The 25,599-nt window shown below is 40.4% G+C and carries 24 protein-coding genes; 8 read left to right on the top strand and 16 right to left on the bottom strand.

Annotation, left to right across the window (positions count from 1 at the left end):
* Positions 1 to 33: 33 nt before the first annotated feature.
* From LV83_RS10840 to LV83_RS10820, 5 genes are all read right to left on the bottom strand, one after another.
* Positions 34 to 633, bottom strand: a complete 600-nt coding sequence (locus LV83_RS10840) for an outer membrane beta-barrel protein (RefSeq protein ID WP_111611547.1) — start codon at positions 631 to 633, stop codon at positions 34 to 36.
* A 400-nt stretch (positions 634 to 1,033) separates the two neighbouring features.
* Entirely contained in the window at positions 1,034 to 2,806 is a 1,773-nt protein-coding gene (gene rpsA / locus LV83_RS10835; protein ID WP_111611546.1) for a 30S ribosomal protein S1, read from the bottom strand.
* A gap of 310 nt (positions 2,807 to 3,116) precedes the next feature.
* Positions 3,117 to 3,668 carry a hypothetical protein gene (locus LV83_RS10830; RefSeq protein ID WP_111611545.1) on the bottom strand — a complete coding sequence of 184 codons (552 nt, stop codon included), beginning with the start codon at positions 3,666 to 3,668 and terminating at the stop codon, positions 3,117 to 3,119.
* A gap of 51 nt (positions 3,669 to 3,719) precedes the next feature.
* A complete protein-coding gene (locus LV83_RS10825; RefSeq protein WP_111611544.1) occupies positions 3,720 to 4,313 on the bottom strand; it encodes a hypothetical protein in 594 nt (197 codons plus the stop codon).
* Positions 4,314 to 4,315: 2 nt separating this feature from the next.
* Positions 4,316 to 5,260, bottom strand: coding sequence for a hypothetical protein (locus LV83_RS10820; protein ID WP_111611543.1), 945 nt, complete (start codon positions 5,258 to 5,260; stop codon positions 4,316 to 4,318).
* A 394-nt stretch (positions 5,261 to 5,654) separates the two neighbouring features.
* Between LV83_RS10820 and LV83_RS10815 the strand changes: the two genes are divergently transcribed.
* From LV83_RS10815 to LV83_RS10785, 7 genes are all read left to right on the top strand, one after another.
* The gene (locus LV83_RS10815; protein WP_111611542.1) at positions 5,655 to 6,392 is read left to right on the top strand and encodes a LytR/AlgR family response regulator transcription factor; all 738 of its coding nucleotides are present in this window, start codon (positions 5,655 to 5,657) and stop codon (positions 6,390 to 6,392) included.
* A 7-nt stretch (positions 6,393 to 6,399) separates the two neighbouring features.
* Positions 6,400 to 7,923 (top strand): sensor histidine kinase, encoded by a 1,524-nt coding sequence (locus tag LV83_RS10810; protein ID WP_111611541.1) that lies wholly within the window; start codon positions 6,400 to 6,402, stop codon positions 7,921 to 7,923.
* 758 nt (positions 7,924 to 8,681) lie between these two features.
* Positions 8,682 to 9,998, top strand: a complete 1,317-nt coding sequence (locus LV83_RS10805) for a DUF418 domain-containing protein (protein WP_111611540.1) — start codon at positions 8,682 to 8,684, stop codon at positions 9,996 to 9,998.
* Between the two features lie 40 nt (positions 9,999 to 10,038).
* The gene (locus tag LV83_RS10800; RefSeq protein WP_111611539.1) at positions 10,039 to 10,896 is read left to right on the top strand and encodes an SDR family oxidoreductase; all 858 of its coding nucleotides are present in this window, start codon (positions 10,039 to 10,041) and stop codon (positions 10,894 to 10,896) included.
* A 272-nt stretch (positions 10,897 to 11,168) separates the two neighbouring features.
* Complete coding sequence (gene ahr, locus LV83_RS10795) at positions 11,169 to 12,173, top strand: NADPH-dependent aldehyde reductase Ahr (RefSeq protein WP_111611538.1); 1,005 nt, start codon at positions 11,169 to 11,171, stop codon at positions 12,171 to 12,173.
* A gap of 82 nt (positions 12,174 to 12,255) precedes the next feature.
* On the top strand, positions 12,256 to 12,648 hold the full coding sequence (locus LV83_RS10790) for a RidA family protein (RefSeq protein ID WP_111611537.1): 393 nt from the start codon (positions 12,256 to 12,258) through the stop codon (positions 12,646 to 12,648).
* A gap of 38 nt (positions 12,649 to 12,686) precedes the next feature.
* Positions 12,687 to 13,085: a nuclear transport factor 2 family protein gene (locus tag LV83_RS10785; RefSeq protein WP_111611536.1), complete on the top strand. Its 399-nt coding sequence runs from the start codon at positions 12,687 to 12,689 to the stop codon at positions 13,083 to 13,085.
* A gap of 249 nt (positions 13,086 to 13,334) precedes the next feature.
* On the opposite strand, the gene LV83_RS10780 is transcribed toward LV83_RS10785, so the two are convergent.
* Entirely contained in the window at positions 13,335 to 14,066 is a 732-nt protein-coding gene (locus tag LV83_RS10780) for a LytR/AlgR family response regulator transcription factor (protein WP_111611535.1), read from the bottom strand.
* Positions 14,063 to 16,009 carry a tetratricopeptide repeat protein gene (locus LV83_RS10775; RefSeq protein WP_111611534.1) on the bottom strand — a complete coding sequence of 649 codons (1,947 nt, stop codon included), beginning with the start codon at positions 16,007 to 16,009 and terminating at the stop codon, positions 14,063 to 14,065. The genes LV83_RS10780 and LV83_RS10775 overlap by 4 nt, the downstream gene beginning before the upstream one ends.
* Before the next feature lie 194 nt (positions 16,010 to 16,203).
* Here LV83_RS10775 and LV83_RS10770 point away from each other — a divergent pair, with 194 nt between their 5' ends.
* Positions 16,204 to 16,719, top strand: coding sequence for a nuclear transport factor 2 family protein (locus tag LV83_RS10770; protein WP_111611533.1), 516 nt, complete (start codon positions 16,204 to 16,206; stop codon positions 16,717 to 16,719).
* Between the two features lie 275 nt (positions 16,720 to 16,994).
* Here the strand turns inward: LV83_RS10770 and LV83_RS10765 are convergent, their stop codons facing one another.
* The 9 genes from LV83_RS10765 to LV83_RS10725 form a co-directional block, all read right to left on the bottom strand.
* Positions 16,995 to 18,014, bottom strand: coding sequence for a bifunctional 3-deoxy-7-phosphoheptulonate synthase/chorismate mutase (locus LV83_RS10765; RefSeq protein ID WP_111611532.1), 1,020 nt, complete (start codon positions 18,012 to 18,014; stop codon positions 16,995 to 16,997).
* Positions 18,015 to 18,144: 130 nt separating this feature from the next.
* A complete protein-coding gene (trpA, locus tag LV83_RS10760; protein ID WP_111611531.1) occupies positions 18,145 to 18,921 on the bottom strand; it encodes a tryptophan synthase subunit alpha in 777 nt (258 codons plus the stop codon).
* A gap of 322 nt (positions 18,922 to 19,243) precedes the next feature.
* The gene (gene trpB / locus LV83_RS10755; RefSeq protein WP_111611530.1) at positions 19,244 to 20,422 is read right to left on the bottom strand and encodes a tryptophan synthase subunit beta; all 1,179 of its coding nucleotides are present in this window, start codon (positions 20,420 to 20,422) and stop codon (positions 19,244 to 19,246) included.
* Positions 20,423 to 20,468: 46 nt separating this feature from the next.
* Positions 20,469 to 21,095 (bottom strand): phosphoribosylanthranilate isomerase, encoded by a 627-nt coding sequence (locus tag LV83_RS10750; RefSeq protein ID WP_111611529.1) that lies wholly within the window; start codon positions 21,093 to 21,095, stop codon positions 20,469 to 20,471.
* On the bottom strand, positions 21,095 to 21,913 hold the full coding sequence (gene trpC / locus LV83_RS10745) for an indole-3-glycerol phosphate synthase TrpC (RefSeq protein WP_111611528.1): 819 nt from the start codon (positions 21,911 to 21,913) through the stop codon (positions 21,095 to 21,097). The genes LV83_RS10750 and trpC overlap by 1 nt, the downstream gene beginning before the upstream one ends.
* Positions 21,914 to 21,919: 6 nt before the next feature.
* A complete protein-coding gene (gene trpD, locus LV83_RS10740; protein WP_111611527.1) occupies positions 21,920 to 22,930 on the bottom strand; it encodes an anthranilate phosphoribosyltransferase in 1,011 nt (336 codons plus the stop codon).
* Between the two features lie 32 nt (positions 22,931 to 22,962).
* Entirely contained in the window at positions 22,963 to 23,529 is a 567-nt protein-coding gene (locus LV83_RS10735) for an anthranilate synthase component II (protein ID WP_111611526.1), read from the bottom strand.
* A gap of 54 nt (positions 23,530 to 23,583) precedes the next feature.
* The gene (locus LV83_RS10730) at positions 23,584 to 23,970 is read right to left on the bottom strand and encodes a four helix bundle protein (RefSeq protein ID WP_111611525.1); all 387 of its coding nucleotides are present in this window, start codon (positions 23,968 to 23,970) and stop codon (positions 23,584 to 23,586) included.
* A 34-nt stretch (positions 23,971 to 24,004) separates the two neighbouring features.
* Positions 24,005 to 25,417, bottom strand: coding sequence for an anthranilate synthase component I family protein (locus tag LV83_RS10725; protein WP_111611524.1), 1,413 nt, complete (start codon positions 25,415 to 25,417; stop codon positions 24,005 to 24,007).
* Between the last annotated feature and the right edge of the window lie 182 nt (positions 25,418 to 25,599).

Raw genomic sequence — 25,599 nt, 5'->3', positions numbered from 1 at the left:
GGATTTATATGGGGTAGAGGTTTGAGCTCATTATTAAAATTGATACCCTACTCCAAATTGCACTCCCAATTCCTGCAAGATTTGTTTATAGTTTCCTTCCTTTTCAAAGGGAATGACATTGTGCCGTTTGTAATTGGGGAAAATAGAGAAGGAAAGCTTCTCAGTATCCAACTTCGCTCCCAGGCCAACCAAATAACCGACGCCACTTTGGTCTGAGAAATTATTCCCTTCGGAAAGCTGAAAATCTACCAAAGGCCCAGCCGCTGCATAAAAAATCTTACCTAGGGAATACTCTGCATAAATAGGGAGGGAAAGCATCTTGAAATCAAGATTGTGCTCATAAGCAATGCTTAGGCAATTAAAACAAGGAGGAATGTTAGGATCATATTGAACGGTAGCAAATGAATAATTCAACCCTCCATTCAACGAGAATTTCTCACTGATACTTTTCGAAAGCAGTACACCTACCTCCTTTACATTCTCAATATCCACTGAGCTAGCTCCATCGAGATCCTCGTTCCAGTTGGCCATAGAACCTGAAACACCGAAATATCCTCTTACTTCCAACGATGATTGGGCGGAGACCGAAAAACTAAACAAAAGGAAGAAGGAAAGTAAAAGTGCATTTTTCATAGGATCAAAGTTAGTGTCAAAGCTAGTTTAGTTAAGACGGAAGGTGTTAATGAAATGCTACAAATGATCCAATAATCTAGCTTATGGAGAAGCAGCACAAATGTAAAAACTCCTAGATTAGTAAAGAACATCACCAGACGTTCCTGCGGAACGACCATACCACACTCTTATGTCTGGCTACCGACCAGCCGTTCCTCTTGAACGGAATTTCTCTAAAATCCTATAAAAGCGAAATACAAAACAGTCCAGCTTCTGGAGAAGCAGGACAACTTATATAATTGCGTTCTCTGCGTGTCCTCTGTGACCTCCGTGGTTAAAAACAAAAAAAAACGCCGACTTTTCAGCCGGCGTTTTCAATATATTCAGTAAGTCTTGATTCTAATTTCTAGAATCTAACGTCTTACTTTTTACCTTCCATTTGCTCTTTCAATTGAGTCAAAGCGTCCAAGTCACCAAGAGTTGACTTCTCAGCTGGAGCTGAAGATGAAGTAGAAGCAGAACCTGAATCAGATTTCTTCTTCGCTTCTTTCTTAGCTGGCTTCGCTTCTTCTCTGAACATAGCAGTGTGAGAAAGAACGATTCTCTTATCGTCTTTAGAGAATTCAGTCACTTTGAAGTCCAAAGACTCACCAACCTCTACTTGAGATCCGTCTTCTTTTTCCAAATTTTTCACTGTAGCAAATCCTTCAAGACCGTAAGGCAATTCAAGAACTGCACCTTTGTCATTTTTGGAAACTACAGTACACTTATGCTCTGATCCGATTGGGAATACAGATTCAAACGTATCCCATGGATTTTCTTCCAATTGCTTATGACCAAGAGCCAATCTTCTGTTGTCCACGTCAAGCTCAAGAACAGCTACTGCTAGCTCGTCTCCTACTTTCACAAACTCAGATGGATGCTTGATTTTCTTAGTCCAAGAAAGATCAGATACGTGAACCAAACCGTCGATTCCTTCTTCCAACTCAAGGAATAGGCCGAAGTTAGTCAAGTTTCTTACCACACCTGTATGCTTAGAACCTACCGCGTACTTAGTACCCATATCGTTCTTAGTCCATGGATCTTCAGTCAGTTGCTTGATACCAAGAGACATTTTTCTGTCGTCTTTGTCAAGAGTCAATACTACAGCTTCGATTTCGTCACCAACTTTCACGAAGTCAGCAGGATTTCTCAAATGCTGAGACCAGCTCATTTCAGACACGTGGATCAAACCTTCAACACCTGGAGCAAGCTCAAGGAACGCACCGTAGTCAGCTACGTTTACGATCTTACCCTTAACTCTAGATCCGATTTCAAGGCTAGACGCCAAAGAATCCCAAGGATGAGCAGTAAGCTGCTTCATACCCAAAGAAATTCTCTTCTTATCATCATCAAAGTCAAGAACCACAATCTGAACTTTCTGATCAAGTTGCAATACTTCTTCTGGATGATTGATACGTCCCCAAGAGATATCTGTAATGTGAAGCAAACCATCTACACCACCTAGATCGATGAATACACCGAAGTTGGTCATGTTCTTGATCACACCTTCCAATACTTGACCTTTCTCAAGGTTGTTTAGGATCTCAGCTTTTTGCTTCTCAAGATCTTTCTCGATCAACACTTTGTGAGATACTACTACGTTATCATTTGCGTGGTTGATTTTCACCACTTTCACTTCCATTTTCTTACCTACATAGATATCGAAATCTCTGATAGGCTTCACATCGATCTGAGAACCTGGCAAGAATGCTTCAACACCGTAGATATCTACGATAAGACCACCTTTAGTTCTTCTTTTCACCAAACCTTCGATCACGTTATCAAATTCAAGAGCATCTTCGATGTCTTTCCATGCACGTACGATCTTCGCTTTCTTACGGGAAAGGATCAGCTGACCCAATGCGTTTTCCTGCTCTTCGATGAATACTTCTACCGTATCACCTGGCTTGATAGACTCAAGATCTCTGAATTCAGAAAGAGGCACCAATCCGTCAGACTTAAAGCCCACGTTGATGATAACGTCTTTGTCATTCACACCTACTACTGTACCTGTGATAACTTCTTTCTCAGTGATCTCGCCTAATGTACCTTCGTACATTGCAGCCATTTGCTCACGCTCTGCTTTGGAATAGCCTTCTCCAAAACCTTTGGTTTCGAAGTTGTCCCAGTTAAAATCTTCTTGTTTTGACATAATGTACTAACCCTGATTAGCAATAGTCCACGGGTCAAGGGACTATCGTTTTTAGTTGTAAATCAATGCGTTAAGCAAACCTAACGCACTCCATTCACTCGAACGGACTGCAAAGGTATGGAATTATTGGCAAAGGAGGTATTCTACTGAGAAATTTGTTCCTGAGAGATAAAATCATGATACTAAAGAACCAAATCTTAAAAAGACCTCGTGATAGTAACTTGCGGGGCTCTTGATGCTATTAATTGATGTTCTGGCGACTAAGTATCCACAGGCAAGATCAGCTTATTTTTGAATACTTGATCGATTACTAAAAAGTCATATTTATTGATCCTTCTATTGGAAATAAATCGCCTCTTTCTGTCATTCCTGACCCTTCTCCTTTGAAAGTGAAAACTAGCTGATTTTTAGTAAGTTTTTCAATTTGTATTTCCCCTTTTCGAAAAATTATACGCTTATTCATCCTGCTGGACTCTCTGTCTTGATTAAAAAAATTCAGGTCTACTTTTACTGATTCTTGATTTGCCTCAGGAATTGAATAGAAAACAGGACCCTTCCCAAGTATTCCAGTCTTAGTAAGATTGAAGTTCACGGACACTCGACCTTCATTTGTATATATCGCAAACTTCAAATCATCATTATCAAAATCCAGGTTGGTTTGCGGATTGAGATCCTTTTGTTCCAAAGTATATGTTTCTCCTTCCATAGTCAAGGTCACACCTGGGTTGACAGCTTCATCTTGTGACATTAAAGCCGGTGCTGCGGATATTACCTTTTGCTCAGAGACTTGAACTTTGGAATTAGCATAAATGATAATTACTACGGCAAGGACAAGGATTAGTAGGATGTATATTTTCTTCATGACAGAGATCTATTTGTACTTAAAACAGCTTTAATTAAAAATGAATAAATACTAGTAGGCCGGAAGCCTTTCCAGATTCAAATCTTTCATAATTCCATCCAATTCATCTTTGGTGACTTCTTTAGCATCAATATCTACTGCAAATCGGTCTTTATAAAAAAGGGACCAATTAAATCTATCCTCTCCAAGCGAGGATTCCTTCATTTTAACTCCTTCATGGTCGATTGTTTTGGTATACCCCCATGAGCCTTTTTCATCGTAATCCTTTGTGTGGGAAAATTTGTAGGTTCCAACTGCATCAGCTCCTTTCTCACCAGCTCCGTCTAGGATCATAATCCGGATACTTCGGTTGGCAGTTCTATAAGTCGCACTTCCAGAGCCAATCCCAGGCATAAAACTTTCTACAAAAGAAGTTTGAGGTAAGCCAATAATCGTTTCTGGGAAAAAAGCCTTGAATTGTTCCGTAGTAAGAGGAGATAGCTCGGTAAGAGTTTCTGCATTGTCTTGATTCGACTCCGACGAAGATTCGATATCTTCTTCTACACCCATAGTTTCACCCGATTGAGCAGATTCCTTACCACCGCAAGAAACCAATAGAATCAGTCCAATGAAGGCCGAAGCGATACTTTTAATGCTTTTTTTCATAGCTAGTTAAGTTGAAATTTTGCGATCAGCCCCTTTTTCTCAGCCTCAGGAACTTCAGATATCAGGACATAATTTCCCGGAATCAGCTCCGCTTCGAAGTAACCTTTTCCACCTTCACCGAGATTGTTCATTCCTCCCAAAAAAGTGAATCCTTCGGGTGCAGGCGTACGAAGACCGGTAGGATTCATCCAGCTAAGCCAATACTGAAGGGAGTCGAGAGAGGCGTCATCTTCGTATCGAACAAGATTCACATCATGCCCCACGAAATGCTCATAAACTTTTTGATCTTGAAAGTTGACCTCCATAACCTGACTCCCAAGCCCAGGAGGATTTGCCATTTGGACTCCTTCTGTACTAGAAATGGTAATGGATGCATTCGGTGACGGAGCTGCCTTGGTAGTAGAAGAATCTCTAACGATAATTTGCTTGATCATCCCATGGGAAGTATGCCATTCCCCGTTGGCGGCTTTTACATAGCATTCCATTACATAAAGTCCCGGGCTCAAAAAAATGGTACTCTTTGCTGTCTGCCCGGGAGAGATCAACCCAGTTCCACCATGGTACTGGACAGAAAAAAACCATTCGGGCAATTTTCCAAACGCAGCCACTGCCTCATCCATTTGCCCATCTATTATTTTCTTCATTCCCTCATCAAATGGAGGGAGCACTTCCTTCTTGGTATCTTCTACTGTTTTGCCTTCAGGATAAAAATCCATTAAAATAAAATGAACCTCAGAGGACTGATTGTCATAAATCAACTCATTCCAGCCTGAGTAAAGGGTATCTGCAACCAAAAAGTCCATGCCTTGAGTTTGAACATTTACTTGGCCTTGTTGTAAGAGTTCATCTTGAGTTGGAGCTTCGGAGGCTATAATTTCCTCAGAGGTTCGGTTTGTGCAAAATGTGAAAAGCAAAGCGATACTGCAGAATAAAACTGGTTTTTTCATAAATGGCTAAGGTTCAAATAGCTTCCTTGATAAATCTAAATTCACCGCCCAACAGTCTGATTGTCAGCGGAGGGCACAAGAATTTTACCCATTTCTATTAAAATTTAAAAGTGACGGCATTTACTTGGTAGAAAAGAATACATAGCTGGTGCGCATTTCTTTATAATCTGAAATTGACCTTATGCTTTTTTCTGTATACCAATATTCATGGATTCTTTACCAAGTAAGTCAAATTCACTACCGACTAAGAAATTTTAAAGCCAACTCCATGAGAAAGGACTAAAATTTCTTAGCTTTTAGTTTTTCAAATCCTTATAAAATAGAATGTTGCAGTTTTCATTGACCGCTTTTCAATGATATAGTTGTACAGATTCAAATGTTTATCTTTAACTAAATGATCAATGCTATCATCGTAGACGACGAATCTAACGCGATCAAGAATCTTACTTGGGAGGTTGAAAAGTTCTGCCAAGATGTGAAAATCATAGATAGCTTCACTGACCCACGGGAAGCAGTTTCTGCGATCAATTATTTAAAGCCTGATTGTGTTTTTCTAGATGTGGAAATGCCCGAAATGAATGGCTTTGAACTACTTCAAAAACTTCATTTTCGAGATTTTGAGTTGATCATTACTTCTGCCTACGACCAATATGCGATCAAGGCATTTCGGGAGCATGCGGTCGATTACCTCATGAAGCCGGTAGATTCTGATGACCTCAAAGATGCAATTGATCGGATTAGAGTGAAAAAAGAATCAAGCGGACTTGGCTCTGTCCTTAAATCTATGATCAGTGATTGGAAGGGTAAAGAGGAAAAGAAATTGGCACTTGCTATGGCAGGCAAAACCTTGTATTTGGATCGGAATGAGATTCTCTACTGCAAGTCAGACGGAAATTATTCAGAAATTTATTTCAATGACTTGAAAAAAGAACTGTTTACCGTCCGCTTTAAAGATCTGGAAGAACAGTTGGGCAAAGGGTTTTATCGGGTCCACAATTCTTATATCGTTAGGCTGGATGCTATCAAGGCTTTCGTCAATCAGGATGGCCCAAGCCTGATGCTTGCAAACGGAACTCAAATACCTGTCTCTCGATCAAGAAAGAGTGAACTTCTCCACCTCTTAAATCATTAACCAAACCTTGGTAAAAAGCTACTTAGAATACTTTTACTGCTGCCCATTTGAGAATGGGTTTTTAGTTTTTACGCTGGGTGCTCTTTTTATCCTGACGGTTTATCATTTCATCCTTTTTTTCCAGCAAAAAGATAGAACCTACCTACTCTACAGCGGATACACCTTCTTCATCTTACTGTCCCAGTTTAGGTGGATGGAAGGTGGTTTCCTCTATGAATTAGGCGGACAATTTTCTTGGATCATTGACTATCCAATGATTCATACAGAAATCTACTACATCATTTATGTGTTTTTTGCCCTACGGTTTCTGAATATTAAGGAAGAGCTCCCAAAATGGCACAGGCGGATCATGATCGGTCTTTGGGTTATCATTGCCTATTGCTTATTCATATTTCTGTACTATTTATTGGTAGATCAAAGAATTCAGGAAGTTCTATTGAGAGGATATTATGTGTTCACTATCTTGATTTCCATCCTTGGGATGGTGACTTATATTCCATTTTTCAAAGTCAAGACTCCACTTAAGTATTACATGATTATCGGCTCTTTTTTATTGATTGTCTTTTCGGTGACTTCGCTGGCGATTCACCAAAGTCTATTCAGGCAAGGGTTCTCTGTGGAACCAGCTTATGGTATTCTCTATGTAGGCTTTTGGTTAGAAAACGTGCTATTCTCCCTAGGATTGGGGCAAAAGCAAAAGTTGATTTTAGAAGAACGAAATCAGTCTCAAGAGGAGCTGATCGATCAACTTCAGGAAAATGAACGACTCCGTATTGAGGTTCAAAAACAACTGGAAGAAAGCTTTAAGTCTATGGAACTAGCAGCTGAAGCTGAAAAAATCAATTCCTTGCAAGCTTCCTATGACAAAGAACTGGCGGAATTAAAACTTCTGGCCCTGAGGAGCCAAATGAACCCTCATTTTATCTTCAATTCTCTCAATTCCATCAAATCCTACATCATAGAAAATGAAGCTGAGGAAGCAGTTTACTATTTAAACAAATTCGCCAAGCTCATTCGGAAATTTTTGGCCTCCACTCGGGAGAAAGAATCGACCCTTAAAGAAGAATTGGATACAATGAAGCTTTATGTGAATATCGAGAATCTTCGGTTTGATCAAGAAATCCAATTTTCAATATCTGGTTCAGAACTAATTGATCCAGCTCAAATTTTAATCCCTTCCCTATTACTTCAGCCTTTTTTGGAAAATGCAATTTGGCATGGACTATCTGCGAGCAAAGAGGAGAAAAAACTACAGATTAGGTTGGCGAATCTTTCAGAAGAAGCCCTCACTCTGGAAATAATTGACAATGGGATAGGACTCCCCGATTCCAGCCAGAACCAGAAGAAAAAATTGCATGTCTCAGAATCAGTAGGAATCACACTTTCACAGGAACGACTCAAACATTTTTCCCAAAATTACACTCAAGAAGGTGAAGTAACCCTGTTAAACCTAAGAGAAACAAACCCATCAGAATCCGGCGTGAAGGTTATTCTCAAAATCCCAATTCAGCTTCGAGAGCAAACATTTTAGCCTTAATTGGTTTGGCATTGAATAGATTCCGCAATAAACATGTGTTTGTAGGCAATTATCACTGTCCTACGTTATTGCCAAAGCTCATGTAGGAGAGTTGAAGGTGAAGTCCAAAGAAGGTTTAGGCAGTGAGTTTGCCAGCCATTTTTAATCAACTAATTCAACAGCTACAAGCTAGTTTTGAAATAGCCACTATTCACTACATAAATCCTCTCCCGAAAAATCTCTCCTAATATTCGGACAAAATTAGATATGGTTCGTCCAAATCAGTTTCGATTTCCACTTTAATTTCAATTACTTCAAAGGGAATCAAAAATTGCAGAAGCAAAAAGCTCCATCTTTTATATACCTATATGAGAGAAGCAAATTTGATGCTTCACCGATATGACTTTAAACCACTAACACACTAAGACTATTTTTTCGATAAAGGGTGATTACATTTTTCTATCAATGCTGTTTGGAATTGCAAAATTTCGAACGGCATTGATTTTCTTTTTGCACCTTCTCCATCAGGTAGTTTCAAGACAGGATCGAGGTTTCCCCTTAAATCAATCACTTTTTACTGGTTATAACTCGCAGGAAATATCTGTCAGAAAAAAAACATTTTAACTTTTAAATAGCCTGAAAAAATAACAAAGCAGTTTGGACATTTTTACCACTCATTCGTCCTAAACCAGTTCCTGCTCTTCCTCTAAATGAATAGCTTATACAAGCTACGGGAATATTTAAAACTGACCGCTCGGCAGCAAAATCAAACTATGGAACAAACCCTCACAAAAGAGCTGATTCCTATGAAGCAATCAGATCGCATACTTTCCTTGGACGTGATGCGCGGGATTGTACTTTTTGGAATATTATTGATGAACATCAATGGCTTTGGCTTAGCGCTTGCCTACGAAGACCCGACAGTATCTGGAGGTTCTACAGGTCTGAATCTATACACCTGGATGATGACCAATCTTTTTTTTGAGGGAACAATGCGGGCCTTATTCTCTCTGCTTTTTGGGGTTGGAATGTATATTTTCTTGGATCGATTGCTCAAAAAAGGAGCAGGGATCAAAGCAGCTGATGTTTATTTCCGCCGACTGATGTGGCTTTTGCTTTTTGGACTAATACATGGATACCTCCTGCTCTGGGTAGGCGAGATCTTGTACCAATATGCCTTAATGGGATTCTTGGTGTATTCTTTTCGCTCGATGGCACCAAAATATCTGGTTGTCACAGCGGTGATACTTTTTAGTATTGGGACTCTTTGGAACTATATAGACTACCAAAAAGACAAAAAATGGATAGCCAAGGTAACCGAAGCGCAGGCTTTACTAGTAGCAGGTGAAGAACTTCCTAAGGAATTAAAGACGGCTAATGAATCTTGGGAAAGACGAGAAGCCAAAAGAAGTCCTGAAGCAATAGAGGAGCATAATACAGAAATGCGAAAGGGGTACTTTTCTGTAGTAGCTTTTCTCGCCCCCACCAATTACGACTTCGATGTCAACTGGCCTTATCGAGGTGATGTTTGGGATGTACTGAGCATGATGCTGATTGGGATAGCTCTTTTCAGATGGGGATTACTCACAGCTGAAAAATCAGTAGGGTTCTATTTCACTTTGGCGTCCATAGGCTATGCAATTGGTCTTGCCATTAACTACTATGAAATGAAGCTGGTCATAGATGACAACTTCTCCTTGCTTTCATTTAGTAAATCGAATATCACTTATTACTGGGGTAGAGCTTTTTTAGCGATGGGTCATGTGGGACTGATCATGCTTTTTTGCAAAGCTAATATTCTCAGCTGGCTGAAAAATGGCCTATCCGCCGTAGGTAAAATGGCGCTGACAAATTATATGATGCATTCGGTGATCTGCATGATTGTCTTTACAGGGGTAGGTTTTGGGATGTTTGGAAAGTTAGAGCGCTATGAATTACTCTATGTAGTTTTAGCCATTTGGGTCTTGCAATTTATTCTGAGTCCTATTTGGCTTAGGTACTTTCACTATGGACCCATGGAATGGCTTTGGAGAAACTTGAGCTATGGAAAATTACACGCACTCCGAAAAAGGTCTCCTCAGATTATATGAAATAGAAAATTAGACAACACACTTAAGTATTTGATTTTTCATGAAAAAAGTACTCGTCACAGGATCAAGCAGAGGAATAGGTTTGGAAATCGCACTCGCATTTGGCAGAGCAGGATATCAGGTCTTTGCCACCATGCGTACTCCGTCAAAAGCGACTACACTCTCTGAAACGATAAAAGCGGAAGGCCTTCCTGTCAGCATCCACAAGATGAATGTCAATTCAGACATCTCTGTGAAGGCTATCATGGATGAAATACTCCTGGAAAATGGCCCAATTGATATCCTAGTTAATAATGCTGGAATAGGTTTGAATGGATCTATTGAGGAAATGCCTTTATCCGAATTCAAAGCAGTTTTTGAAACCAATCTTTTTGGGGCTGTACGCTGCATGAAAGCAGTCATTCCGGCTATGAGGGAGCAACAAAGTGGGTGTATTATTAATGTCACATCGGTTTCTGGACGCCTGACTAGTTCTCCTTTGGGATGCTATTCAGCGAGCAAATTTGCGCTGGAGGCAATCAGCGAAGCACTGGCTCAAGAGGTAAAGCCATTTGGTATTCGAGTGGGAATAATAGAACCTGGAATCATTGACACCGATATGGCACATGAGATCGAAGAAGTGAATCCTTCTATCTATCCAAGTTCCAAAAGGATGGCAGATCTATTCTTCGCATCGCTCAAAAACCCAACTCCCGCTAATTTGGTAGCAGAGAAAGTACTCGAATACGCAGAAAGTGACTCGTGGATTCTTCGGCATCCCGTTGGCCCAGATGCGCTGCCTTTCATCCAATGGAGGCAGTCTATGACCGATGAGGAATGGATTAACAGGCATTGCCTGCCTGAAGAAGAATGGTACGATGCTGTAGAGCGGGATTTTGGAATGGATGCAAGGAGGTAATTGCTGCAGGATGCCAGATGACCGGTGACCGATGATTTTGAACTATCACAAAACCCAAGGTTATATATATTATTTAATTTGATTATCCGCAATAATGCCAGTCACTTTAGATTCTTTGCTTATCTGGTCGGAAGACCTCCCGATAGCTATCGGGAGACCGAAGCGGCCTCAAAGCTAGAGTATACCAGCTATTAAGTCGCTTTTATCTATTTACTGGTAACAAAGCGGAAATACATATTATTTAAAAACCAATTTTTAAAATTATCTATACCATGAAAGTATCAGCATTTGCGGCCGCTGGCCCTCAGAAAAAACTTGAAGCATTTTCCTACGAAATGGGAGAACTAGGAGCAGAACAGGTAGATGTAAAAGTAATTAACTGTGGAATCTGTCACTCGGACCTAAGTATGATTGACAATGACTGGGGAATGACCGCTTATCCGATAGTTCCTGGTCATGAAATCATTGGTGAAGTCATGGCCACAGGCAATGCAGTCAAAAATGTAAAAGTCGGCGACAAAGTTGGGATTGGCTGGTATTCAGGATCTTGCATGGCATGCCATGAATGCATGGACGGTTCACATCATCTCTGCGCTTCAGCTGAATTCACCATTGGAGGAAGACACGGCGGCTTCGCAGACTACGTGAGAAGTCATTGGTCTTGGGCTATTCCACTGCCGGAAGGAATAGATTTGGCAAAAGCAGGACCTTTGCTTTGTGGGGGAATCACCGTCTTCAATCCTATCATATTAGCTGGAGTAAAAGCAACTGACAAAGTGGGCGTAATCGGGATCGGAGGACTGGGACACATGGCATTGAAATTCCTCAATAAATGGGGCTGTGAAGTGACCGCCTTTAGCTCCAATCCTGCAAAAAAAGAATCTATTCTAGCCATGGGAGCGACTAAAGTAGTAGACTCTACCAATCCTGAAGAACTACAGAAAATCGCAGGAACCCTCAACTTCATCTTGAATACCACCAATGTCACCTTGGATTGGAACTCCTACTTGGTAGCTCTGGCTCCAAAAGGAAAGTTTCACAACGTGGGCGCTGTGCTGGAACCTATGGCTATTCCTGCATTTACCTTATTAACCGGAGAAAAATCTGTTGCAGGAAGTCCACTGGGGAGTCCAGCACTCACTCGTACAATGCTTGAATTTTGTGTCCGACATGACATCTATCCGATTACAGAGGAGTTCCCTATGTCCCAAGTAAATGAAGCTATAGCTCATTTAAAAGCAGGAAAAGCCAGATTCCGAATCGTATTGAAAAACTAGTTCATAGAATAAGGGAATAGGTCCTAAATAATTCATTGGACCACTAGTTCAGCAATAAAAAAGTAAACTTTAATCCTAAACCATGAAATCAGAAAAACCAGAGTACTTCTGCCTCAGGCCTGAAGTGGAAAAAGCCTACGGGTACAGCCATGCTGTGAAAATTGGAAATAGCATCAAAGTTTCGGGTGCGGTCAGTATGGATGACGAAGGAGCTCCCACGGCTGTAGGTGATTTTCTCCAACAGATGAAAAACTGCTATTCTGACTTGGAGAAAGTCTTAAAGCATTACGATTGCAGTTTTGAAAATGTGATAGTTGAGAATGTATTCACCACGGATATGCCCGCATTTTTAGAACATGCCGAATACCGCAATACAATTTACACCAAACATTACCCAACAGGAACTTGGCTCGAAGTTAAAGGATTGGCCTTGCCGGAATTTCTGATTGAGATTGAATTGGAAGTACATAAGTGATCTACACAAAACAATAAACCTTACAAAACAATAGAATTATGTCAAACGAGAATATGTCTATCATTGATGGACTTTACAACGCATTCGCTGTGGGAGATATCCCGACAGTCTTAGGTAGTATGGATGCCAACATAGCTTGGAACGAGGCCGAAGGAAACGCCTATGCCGATGGCAATCCCTACATGGGACCTGACGCAGTATTGAATGGTGTTTTTGGCCGAATAATGCAGGAACATGAATATTTTAATTTGAAGGATATTGAGCTACACGAGATGCTCAATGATAAAGTATTGGCAACACTTCGCTATGATGCCAAATACAAAAATGGTCATCCTTATAATGCACAAGTGGCGCATTTCTGGACATTAAAAGACGGAAAAATCGTGGCTTTTCAGCAGTATGTAGATACTAAAAAATTAAATGACGCCAAGAGTTGAGTATTAAAACCTTTTCGAATAGCTCCTTCACCATCTTTAAGAAGTTCATTCTCGGAAATCTTGCCCTCCTTGAATCGAAGTTATTCACCTAAATCTGAAAAGGTCGGTATCCCAATTTTATCATAAAGGAGAAATGATTTAAAACGAATAATTTGATTCTATTTCAAAATCTCTATGGTAATTCATACTAAAGAGTGACATGGTATGCACTGCTGCATTTGAATTCTACTAGTCCAGCACACAGACTGATTACACCTTCTTCATTAATCGAAATAAATCCTCCTTGTATTGCTTGCCAATCGGGAGGATTTTTTGGTTCAGCTCCACACTGGAGTCAGTGACAGCATCCAGTTTAGAAAAGTTGATCATGAAGGATCGATGAATCCGCACAAATCGTTTTTGATCCATCCTTTCACAGAGCTTGTTCAAAGGACTTACTATCAAAAATGACTGCTGCATGGTGATGATTTTGCAATAGTTCCGCTCTGCCTCTACCCAGAGAATATCATCTAGCATCACCTTAATCATTTTGTTTTGGTTTCTGATGAAAATCCTGTCCTCCTGAGCATCTACGAGCGTGTCTTCTGATGAATATTTTGATGTGTTTTCTTTGATTCTTTCCTCCACCAAAGCAATAGTCCGCTCTAAATTAAGTTTGGAAAAAGGCTTGGAAATGAAAGCAAAAGGCTGAGTTTCTTTGGCTTTCTGGAAGGTAGCATCATCTTCATTGGCCGTCAAAAAAATAATTGGGATATCTAGAATTCTATGAATCTCATGGGCCGCATCTATGCCTGTAGACTTTCCTTTCAAATGAATATCCATGAGAATCAGATCTGGCTTAGTTTCCAAGGCATGATGAACTGCCTCTTCTCCCTTTGTCTCAATCCCTGTGACTTCATAGCCTAAATTTGAGAGCTGCAGACTAATATTTGCAGCGATAATCATATCGTCTTCTACTATCAAAATTCGTGTTGCACTCATGCTGCTGTGTTAAGTTGGAATTCAAAGGAAAAGGCCGCTCCTTCATCATTTACTAAGGTCATTTTCCCATCTAATTGGCGGGTAAGAAGACTTATTAATTCCCTTCCAAAACCTGTCCCTTTTATTGTCGAGTCTTCCATAATTCCAATCCCATCATCAGAGACTTTCAAGTAGAGATTCCCTTCCTTTTCCAGCAATTGCACGCAAATCTGACCTGACTTTTGATTTGGAAATGCATACTTAAGAGAATTAGAAATGAGTTCGTTTACAATCAAACCAATTGGAATAGCGACATCTACATCCAATTCAATCGGAGGCATATTAGCCTCAAATCGAATCCGATCCGATGCGTCAAACGTATCAAAAACAAATCGTCCCAAACCATTAAAAAACTCCTTCATTTCCACTTTTTTAAGATTCCCTTCCTTATACAAGCTCAAGTGAATCATCCCCATACTTTGTACTCTGGTGTAAGTATCTTCCATGATTTGCTTGAATTTGGGATCACCGATTTTTGCAATTTGAAGAGTCAGAAGACTAGAAATTGTCTCAAGATTATTTTTTACACGGTGATGAATTTCCTTCAACAGAAACTCCTTCTCTTCATTCTTCTTTTCAAGTAGGGTACTGTATTTCTTTTTTCGTAGAAAAACTCTGAAAAGTAGAAAAAGTATTATGATCAAAACTCCAGCAAGAGTCAGATAAAAAACCTGTAAAATCCGCTGCCTACTCAGTTTGGCCTCCTGAAGCATGATCGTATTTTCCTTTTGAGCCACGTCCATTTCAGTCTGTAGCTGAGCGACCTGCTTATCAGCCTCAGCAGTAAAGACATCTCTTCTCAATTCATCAGATTTTCTTGATGCTACTAGAGATTTTTGGAAATTCCCTTGGCCTTCATAAGCCTTGCTCAGTTCTTCATAGACTAGGCTTAAATAGAATTTGTCTCCAAAATTCTCTGTAGCCTCCAGAATACTAGTTTCTAAATAGTCAGCGGCCTTAGCAAAATCTTTAGACGCATTACCTACTTTCCCCAAAGACATGTAGGACCGCATGATCATAAATTCATTTTCCAGCAATTCTGCATACCGAAGTGCCTTCAGACCAGATATTTGAGCTTCAGAAAACTCGCCCATTTTAGCCTGCAAATTGGCCATAGCAATGTATGTATCGCTTAGGTTATTATAGAAACCGTAGCGCTCACCAATTTCTACTGACTTCGTAAAATATACAATTGCTTCTTTAGGCCTATCCAAATCCACCATGTACTGGCCAACCAGGTGGAATGTAAAATCATAGTCAAGATCTTTCAGCCCTCTTTTCTCAAAGATTTCAAGTGATTTAAGTCCATAGCTTAAGGCCGCATCAAACTTCCCTTGCTTCCAAAAAAGATTACTCATATCGGAGTAAGCCATGGCTACAGCTTTTGTGTCCCCATATTTTTCACCAATTTCCAGTGTCTTGGAGGCATAGACAAAGGCTTCGCCCAGTATCCCTTTTCGCTCATACACATAGCCCAAATTGGTATATAATAACCAACTTTCATTTTCTGGGATTTTGGAAATCGCATCTGTTAACGCCTTTTCAGCCAAATCCAATTGCTCCATTCTTAGCAAAATAGCTCCCTGGGACACCAATAATTTCCCCTCCCAATACGATTCATTTTTATCTCTTGCTTCTTCCAAACCCATTTCAATATACCCCAAAGCTATTTTCAGGTTTCGGGTATGATAATAATATCCCAGGTCGTTCAAAACCTGCAATCTGAGGACTGAGTCAATAGGTATTACCGATAGGGATTTCTCTAATTCTTCTAGATAATCAGACTGAAAATCATCTGATTCAACAAATACCTCATCATAAAGGAATAATCCATTTCTCACTTCGATTTGAGCAAATCCTGAGAAAGAAATCAAAAAAAGGGTGATCAAAAAAAATTTATTCATCTTTAAATATAAGAAAATCATTCATTTGAAAATCAGTTTTTTGTATATAAAACAAGTCTGGGTAAATTTTTAATACAGTTAGGGAAGATTCCTTACACGTTCGTACCAAACCGTTTTTCATATGACTTAAAAAAATCCAACTTCTCTTCCTGAAAGCCTATTTATCAAATCCATTAACTCTAAAATCAAGTCACATGAAAAATTCAATATTCCTTTTACTTCTCCTTTCCATTGCTGGATGTGCTACAGAATCAAGGTATACTCAGCAATCAGCAGAGATCGACAGTATTAAAGCAGCAATTGGCCATTATGTCAATGGCGACTGGGATGCCTATAGTGCAAACTATGCGGATGGTGCGACTATTTTCTTTAACGCCACCGAAGAAAATCCTGCAACAGTCGCGGAAACTATTGCTGCACAAAAACTCTCTATAGAACCATTGTCGACTTATTCTTTTGACAGAGATAAGGAAGATCTAGAAATGGTAGTGACAGATGAAGGGGAAACCTGGGTGAATTACTGGGGGACTTGGAAAGGCACACTAGCGGCAACAGGAGAGGAATTTGTCATCCCGGTACATCTAACTTATCAATTCGTAGATGGAAAAGTTGTAAAAGCCTACGGCTACTGGAACAATACTGCAATTCAAATGGCCCTAATGGAACTGCAAGAAGCATCTGAAATGGCCGCGATGGAAACATCTGAATAAGATACTTAACGCAACTTTTTAATTCCAGGAAGAGCTTCAATTTAAAATTGAGCTTTCTTCCTGGAATATTTACTTTATATGATTATCAGCAATGATGCCATTCACCTTAGATTCTTTGCTTGGTTGACTGGAAGACCCCTGCCCGAACTACAGGCGGGGATGACCGAAGACCGAAGCGGCCTCAAAGCGAGAGTTATTTATTAAGTCGGTTTTACCTATATACTGATTACAAAGCGTATACACATATTATTTTATAAGTAACTGACTAGATAAATCTATAGCAAATCAAATCTCTTTCGCATCGCGAAGCTTTCTCGGATCCAGCTTGCAAGCCTTGCACTTTGGGCAAAGTCAAGTGTCTGCTGACCATCGGAGTAAGCTTTCTCAGGAACTTCATGAGATTCATAGATAATCCCATCTGCTCCTGACATTACTCCTGCCAAAGCCATTTGAGGCACATAGGCTCGGATTCCAATTCCATGGGATGGATCTACGATAACTGGCAAATGAGATTTTGCTTTCAAAATCGGAATAGCATTTAAGTCCAAGGTATTTCTGGAAGCTCGTTCATAAGTTCGGATCCCTCTTTCGCAAAGAATCAGTTTTTCATTTCCTCCTGAGAACACGTACTCTGCAGATTGCAAAAGCTCTTCAATCGTTCCTGAAATCCCACGCTTGATCATCACAGCTTTATCTACTTTGCCCAGCTCATCGAGCAAATTGAAGTTTTGAGAATTCCTCGCGCCTACCTGATATACATCCACGTAAGGATACATTTCTTCGATCTGGGATGTTTGCATCACTTCGGTGACGATCTTGATTCCAGCTTCGCTTGCAATTTGATGCCACAACTTCAACCCATCAAGCCCTAAACCTCGGAAAGCATAAGGACTGGATCTAGGTTTGAAAACTCCGCCACGCATCATCTTGATGTCATTTTCCACGCAATGCGCTACAACAGCACGAATCTGCTCTTCGGTTTCGATAGAGCATGGCCCAGTGATCACGGCCATTTCGCCTTCCTTTATGAAAATACCATCACCCAAATCCACAGAAGTTGGCTTGGCTTTCCATTTTTTCGACACCAACTTGTACTCGTCAGAAACGATATGAATGTCAATGATTCCGTCCATCTGACCGATCTTACGGATATCGAATTCCTTTTTGCCTATACCTATGAGGTAATCGCCAAGTTGAGTTTTTACCTCAGTTGTTTTATAGCCGATTCCATTAACTTTTTGAATAAGGTTCTCCTTTTGAGAAGAGGAAATATCGGGTTGTAGCTGAATGATCATTATTTGTTTTGAATTAAGAATTTTCGATGAATAAATACGTCCACCGTTGACAGTCCATAGTCCACAGCCAAGAAAGGAAATTTCAATGATCGCAGGACAGGCAGTCGTCTGTGGTCGGTTGACCGATGACTTATTTACCTATAACTTTTGCAAGGTAACTTCGAATGTCTTCACTCAGATTTTTCGAATCTTTTATTGTCTTGATGAAAGCCGAACCAATAATGGCTCCATTGCTGAATTCAGAGGCTTTGGAGAATGTTTCTGAATCTGAAATACCAAAACCAATTAGTCTAGGATTCTTCAAATTCATAGCCTTTACCCGCTCGAAATAAGAAATCTGTTCTTCGCTTATCCCAGTTTTCGCTCCGGTGATGCTATGAGAAGATACCATGTAGATAAAGCCACTCGTATTTTCGTCAATCTGACGGATGCGTTTTTCGCTAGTTTGTGGTGAAATCAAGAAGGTGTTCACCAAACCATGCTGCTCAAACAACTCCTTATAATCATCAATGTATTGCTGCATAGGTAGGTCAGGCAAAATTAATCCATCCACTCCTACCTCCTTACATTTCTCACAAAAAGCTTCTATTCCGTATTGCATAATCGGGTTGAGATAGCCCATCATCACAACGGGGATATGGATTTTAGCTCGAAAACCTCTTAGTTGATCAAAGATTTTTTTAAGGGAAATACCATTTCCCAGCGCAATCATATTGCTATCCTGAATCGTCGGCCCATCAGCAACAGGATCTGAGTAGGGAACTCCTATCTCAATTATATCTGCACCTCCAGCCTGAGCAGCCTCCATGATCGACATTGTATCTTCCAGCTTAGGAAAGCCAGCTGTGAAATAGATCGAGAGGACACGAGATTGCTTTTCTTGAAATAATTTATGTATTCGGTTCATGTGTATTTACGATTTAGGATATTGGATTTACGAGCGCCTCTTTAGAGTTGAGACTTTTTCCCATTCCAGCATCAGCTATTTTAGTTCAACCCTTTAGGGTTGGTATTCAATTACCTAATTTCTTTCCCATGGGTTCCACCCATGGCTAATCATAGTTGAACCCTTTCAGGGTTTATGGTGAAAGTTTAGTCCTAGTGTTCGATCACTTCATTATTCAGCCTTCGACATTCATTCATTATTATTTTTTTAGGAAAAGCATGAATTCTACGATGACCATTAAAGTTCAAAATGCCCTCTTAAATCCGATATCATCTATCCCATATCAGTACTGTCCCCATTTAATATACGTATCCAAATCCTTGTCACCTCTTCCTGACAAATTGATCACGATCACATCGCCTTTAGAATATTCGATCATATTTAATGCATACAACGCATGTGCGGATTCAATCGCAGGAATGATTCCTTCCAATCTACTTAACTCTATTCCTGAAGCCATCGCGTCTTTATCCTCCACTGCTACGAATTCTCCTCGTCCCACATCAAACAAATGTGCATGAACTGGGCCGATTCCAGGATAATCTAAACCTGCAGAAATGGAATGTGGCTCTACCACCTGACCATCTTCGGTTTGCATCAAGATCGTCTTTGACCCATGCAAAACACCTGGAGTACCCAATACTGTGGTAGCTGCAGATTTACCTGATAAAACGCCCAAACCTGCAGCTTCAGCAGCTACCAAACGTACTTCAGGCGTATTATAATAATGATAAAAAGCACCGGCAGCATTTGATCCTCCACCTACACAGGCAATGACGATATCAGGATTTTCTGTCCCCTCTTTTTCTTTCAACTGCCACTTCATTTCCTCCGAAATCACAGACTGAAATCTAGCTACCATTTCCGGATACGGATGTGGTCCAACCACCGAACCGATGATGTAATGGGTGTCAACAGGATTATTGATCCAAGCACGCATGGCTTCATTTGTAGCATCCTTCAATGTTTTCGATCCAGAGGTAGCTGGAACCACAGTAGCTCCCAAAATCTTCATTCGCTCCACATTCGGATGCTGGCGGGCGATATCAACTTCTCCCATATAGATGGTGCAATCCATCCCCATCAGCGCACAAACTGTCGCAGTAGCCACACCATGTTGGCCCGCTCCAGTTTCTGCGATGATCCGCTTTTTGCCAAGCTTCTTTGCCAAGATGATCTGACCAATCGTATTATTTACTTTATGCGCGCCGGTATGACAAAGGTCTTCACGCTTCAGGTAAATCTTTGCACCATACTTTTCAGAAAGTCTGGAAGCAAAATATAAAGGCGTAGGACGACCGACATAATCCTTCAACAAACCTCTGAATTCATCCTGAAACTCCTGCGAAGCCAAAATGGACTCGTAGTTTTCCTTCAGTTCTTCGACATTTGGATGCAGCATTTCGGGGATATACGCTCCACCAAACTTGCCGTAAAAACCCTTTTCATCTACTTTGATCATAATTCTATAGTTAATAGCTGGTCGACCATGGACTTTGGACTCTCAACTATGGTCTAACTTTTTCCTTAAAACTCTTCAGTTTCTCTATATTCTTTAATCCCGGAGCATCTTCGAATTTTGAATTCAAATCAACTCCTACCATCTGAGGCATTTTACACGCAAGCGACAGTATTTCAGAAGCACTTTCCTCATCTATTCCTCCACTCAGCAAAAAGCCCGTTTCAAAAGGATAGCTCTCTAGTATTTGCCAATTAAATCTTTTTCCTGAACCTCCATGATTTGGCGTGGCGGTATCAAAGAGAAAGTTTTCAACTAAACCCACATAATCCCTCAATGTTTCCCAGTCAATAGAATCACCAACTGAAACGACCTTCCACAGTTTTTTACCTGTTTCCAGCTTCAGTTCCCTCACATACTCAAGACTTTCGTTCCCATGCAATTGGATTACCGAAAGGCTAAACTCATCAATTTTGGATAAAACAAACTCGATCGTTTCATTTACAAAAACCCCAACTTTAGGAATATCAGTTTCTGGAAATGACTCTGCGAAATCAGCTGAAACATACCTCAAAGATTTGGAATAGAAGATTAAACCTATCCAATTTGGCTTCACCACATCAATCAGGTGTTGGATATTTTCAGGATCCCGCATCCCACAGACTTTAATCTTCATCAGGCGCTTACTTTTGACTCTTCAGCCAATAGCTTCTTATATTCTTTGATGAAATTATAAGCCGCCTGCTCTGGACGGCTTGATTTCATGAAATTTTCCCCGATCAAAAACCCATCATATCCTGCTCTTTTAAGCGTGATCAAAGTAGCTGGATCAGAAATTCCACTTTCAGAAATCTTGACAAATTCAGATGGGATTTGATCTACCAAATCCAGAGAGGTCTGCAGAGAAACATCAAAAGTCTTCAGATTTCTATTGTTCACTCCTACCAAATCCAAGTCTCCGCACAGACTTCTCTCCAACTCTTCCCCATCATGAACTTCCATCAACACTTCCAAACTAAGACTCTTTGCAAAAGCAGCCAATTCCTTTAATCTAGCAGGCTCCAAAGCTGCTGCAATCAGCAAAATGCAATCAGCGCCAATAGATTTCGCTTCCAAAATCTGATATTCATCCACAACAAAATCTTTACGGAGAATCGGGCAGAAATTAAATTTGCGTGCCTCCTTCAAATCGGCATTACTTCCGCCAAAGAAATCAGCGTCGGTCAAAATAGATAATGCTGATGCTCCTGCTTGCATGTAACCAATACTCACTGCCTCTACAGAAGCAGAACCATTGATCAATCCTTTGGAAGGAGACTTTCTTTTGAACTCGGAAATGATTCCTGACTTCTCTGTATCGGTGACGTACTTTTTCATAGAAACCACCTGACCATCAAAAAAGACACTGTTCTCTAATAGTTTCACTGGAACCAAACTGCTTCTTTCAGCTACTTCTATGTGTTTTTGAGCAATAATTTTATCTAAAATATTCATACAATTTTAAGCTAAAGAAACTGAGGTTTTAGGATTGACAAGGCCTTCAAAAACGCTTAATGCCTTGCCAGAAAGCAAAACTTCTTCCGCTTTTGCGACAGCATCCGGAAAAGAAAGACCTTCTTGGGCTGTAACTAAGGCGGCTGCAGAATTTGCCAGTACAACAGCATTTTGGCTTTTCGTACCTTGCCCTTTTAAGATAGATTCAAAGATTTTGGCAGATTCTTGTATGGTATCTCCTCCTTTGATAGAATCCGCGTTTAGTCTAGGAAGACCAATATTTTCAGGGTTCAACACCTTTTCACCATCATTTGAAATCATTTTGAAATCCCCCGTCAAGGAAATCTCATCGTAACCGTCCAAAGCATGCAGGATGGAGAATCTACCGTTCATTTCCTGGTACAAATAACCATAAAGTCGGGCTAACTCCAGACTAAATACTCCCACTAACTGCTTATTTGGAAAACTTGGATTCACCATCGGGCCCAGCATATTAAAGAAGGTCTTCACACCAAGGTCTTTTCTGATTGGTCCCACGTGTTTCATCGCTGGGTGAAACAAGGGAGCATGCAAGAAACAAATCCCCACTTCATCCAAACTATGTCGAATCTTGTCTATATCGCTGGTAAACTCATACCCAAAGTACGCCAGAAGGTTGGATGATCCACAAATAGATGAGACACCTGTGTTGCCATGTTTTGCCACATTCTGACCGGCTCCAGCTACTATGAAAGACGATAGCGTAGAAATATTAAAAGTATCCTTACCATCGCCCCCTGTGCCACAGAGATCCATTGCGTCATATTCTGCGATTTCCACAGGAATACAACGCTCTAGCATTGCTTGTCGAAATCCTGAGAGCTCCTCCACCGTGATGCTTCTCATCATATAAACGGTCATAAATGCCGCAATCTGACTCTGATTATAAGTGCCGGCAGTAATGTTTTTCAGTACTTCGAGTGCATCTTCCCGAGTCAGTGTGCGATGTTCGATAAGATGATTTAATATTTCTTTCATAATAGATAGGGTGTTGGTGGGTGGTTCTACTTTTAATTCTCCATCCAGTTTTTGATAATCTGCACTCCATTTTCGGTAAGAATGCTTTCTGGGTGGAATTGTACCCCACGGACATCATACTTTTTGTGTCTGATTGCCATGATTTGATTGTCAGGTGTACGGGCGATCACCTCCAAGTCTGATGAAAGGGTGATTTCATTAATGACCCAAGAGTGATACCTACCAATACTAAAAGTATCGGGAACGCCCTTGAAAAGCAAATCATCAGAGACTTTTACCTTAGAAGCGACACCATGAAGCACCTCAGAGAGATTGATCAAATCACCGCCAAAAGCTTCACCAATCGCCTGATGTCCAAGACAAACCCCAAGAATTGATTTGCTGGATGCATATTGCTTCAATAGCTTAGGCATAATCCCAGCATCTTCCGGTACTCCAGGTCCAGGAGATAGAATGATTTTGTCATATTTATCCACGTCTTCCAAAGAGATTTTATCATTTCGGAAAACGTCCATCTGAGCTCCATAACCAAGTTGCCTGACAATATAGACCAGGTTGTAGGTGAAGGAATCGTAGTTATCTAGGACGAGTATTTTCATTTTAATTAATTGAAAGATTGGAAGATTGAAAAATTGGAAGATTCACCAGAGTCATCAACTTTTCTTTTTTTTATCTTCAAATTCATTTAGGTATTTGATTAAACCTTTTAATTCACTGGATAGCTCAACTAAGTCTAAGTAGTATGCTTGGTAAGCTCCTTTATCTATTTTGCCAACTGAAAGAAGCAAGAAAAGCTGGCTTCGAAGCTCACCAGCAGACCCCTTGGATATTTCTAAGTATCGGATAAACTGACGATTCCTATTATATTCAAAGCCCTCTGCTATATTATTTGAAATCGAAATTGCAGATCCTATTAATTGATCTTTGGCACGATAGTCTTTGGCTAATTTTTCAGATTCCACTAATTGATATATTCCCACTCCTATTCTAATAGCGTGCTGCCAAACTGGTAAATCTTCAAATCGCTCGTATTTTGCCATAATTTTCCAATTTTAAAATCTTGCAATTTTCCAATTAAATTCCTTCCGCCGCCCGCAATGCCACTCGTAGCGCTTCCAGTTTATTTGCGACTTCTTGCAGCTCGGATGGTATGGTTGATTTAGCCACAACACCTGCACCTGCTTGGAACCGAAGTTGATTATTCTCAGACACAAATGATCGGATCAAAATCGCGTGATTGAAGTCTCCATTGAATCCCAAATAGCCGATTGCTCCGCCGTAGAATGTTCTAGAAACATTCTCCAACTCGTCTATCAGCTCCATCGCTCTGTATTTAGGAGCTCCGGAAAGTGTGCCGGCCGGAAAGGTGTCTGCTACTAACTGAAGTGGATTTGTTCCATCTGGTAATTCTCCAGTCACTTTGGATACTAAGTGAATGACATGGGAATAGTATTGAATCTCTTTGAATACATCTACACTGACTTTTTCAGATGATCTACTCAGGTCATTTCTCGCCAAATCTACCAGCATGACATGCTCCGAATTTTCCTTAGGATCATCATAAAGTTTACGTGCTAAAACCGCATCATCCTGATCATTCCCGGTTCGGCGGAAAGTACCTGCTATAGGAAAGATTGTTGCTCGTTTATCTTTTACTACAATCTGAGCTTCTGGAGAACTTCCAAAAACCTTGAAGGAACCATAGTCAAAGTAGAATAGATAAGGGGATGGATTAACAGACCTAAGGGCGCGATACACGTTGAACTCGTCACCCTTGAAGCCTGTAGAGAACCTTCTTGAAAGTACAATCTGGAACACATCGCCCTTGAAGCAATGCTCCCTACCTTGATTCAGAATCTTTAAGAACTCTTCGTCCGTGTAGTTAGAGCTTTCTTCTCCTACCCTCTTAAAAGAGTAGCTTGGGATGTTTTTATTAGAAAGTAAGCGCTCGATCTCATCCATTAATTCCGGATTCTCAGCTCCTGCCACACGGTGTTCCAATAAGTGCAGCTCATTTTTATAATGATCCACAACGATGATATTCTGATAGACCGAATATTGCATCATGGGCACGTCAGACGGCTTTGTATTCTGGAGATTGATGTCTTCGAAATATGCTACTGAATCGTATTGGATGTATCCGAAAAGCCCATTGGAGCTGAATTTAAATTTATCCTGAGCTGTATCAAACTTATTCCCGAAAGCCCTCAAACTTTCCATCAGCTTTTGATCCGAACTCACTTTATAAGATACAGAATGCCCAAGAGGCAAGGTCTCCTTAACTTCTCCGGCATTGAAACTGAAAGTAGCCAATGGGTTAAAACAGATGTAGGAATAACTATTTTCCTGCCCATGATAATCAGAACTCTCCAGCAGAATAGGATTCGCAAAACGATCCCGAATCTGAAGATAAATACTTACCGGAGTGATCGTATCCGCCAATCGCTTTCTGTAAGTAGTTAAAACAGGTAATTTTATATGAGTCATTTTGTGGTTGTTTTAATCATGAAAAAAGGCTTACCGGAAATCCAGTAAGCCTTTTATACTATTAAGTAACGCAAAATTAAATGCAGGGGCTGTCTAAACTTCCTTTTGGAAAGAGATAGAATGCCACCACCAGTATTTGTTTGCGATTGTTTTCATAATAATGGGAGCAAATTTAGAAAGGG

Origin of the sequence: Algoriphagus yeomjeoni (genome assembly GCF_003259505.1) — a bacterium.
Classification (GTDB): domain Bacteria; phylum Bacteroidota; class Bacteroidia; order Cytophagales; family Cyclobacteriaceae; genus Algoriphagus; species Algoriphagus yeomjeoni.
The sequence above is the reverse complement of the archived record's forward strand: the minus strand, read 5'-3'. Positions and strand labels throughout refer to the sequence as shown.